Raw genomic sequence first — 289 nt, 5'->3', positions numbered from 1 at the left:
CGTTATTGCGCTCGTGCAACAATGGCTGAACTGTTTTGCGCGAATTGAAGGAGGTCGTTTCATGGTGGAGATCGCTGAACTGCGCGATTGCGCTCCGAGCGGCCTTTTCTATGGAGGGCGCGCGGGACAGAAAGAGGGCATTCTCATCGAAGGGGAGCCCTGGATTGCCAAGTATCCGCGCACGACGCGGGATTTGATGGGCAAGCATCTACCCTCGTACACCTCAAGTCCTGTTTCCGACTATCTGGGATCGCACATCTACGAGCTTTTGGGCATTCCCGTGCACGAG

1 pseudogene is annotated in these 289 nt (G+C 56.1%); it reads left to right on the top strand.

Features of this window, described 5'->3' with window-relative positions:
• Positions 1–61 precede the first annotated feature (61 nt).
• Positions 62–289 (top strand): annotated as a pseudogene (locus NE591_RS15420) (CtkA family protein); the annotation flags it as partial.

It is taken from the genome of Adlercreutzia sp. DFI.6.23 (assembly GCF_024462535.1).
Taxonomy (GTDB): domain Bacteria; phylum Actinomycetota; class Coriobacteriia; order Coriobacteriales; family Eggerthellaceae; genus Adlercreutzia; species Adlercreutzia rubneri.
The sequence above is the reverse complement of the archived record's forward strand: the minus strand, read 5'-3'. Positions and strand labels throughout refer to the sequence as shown.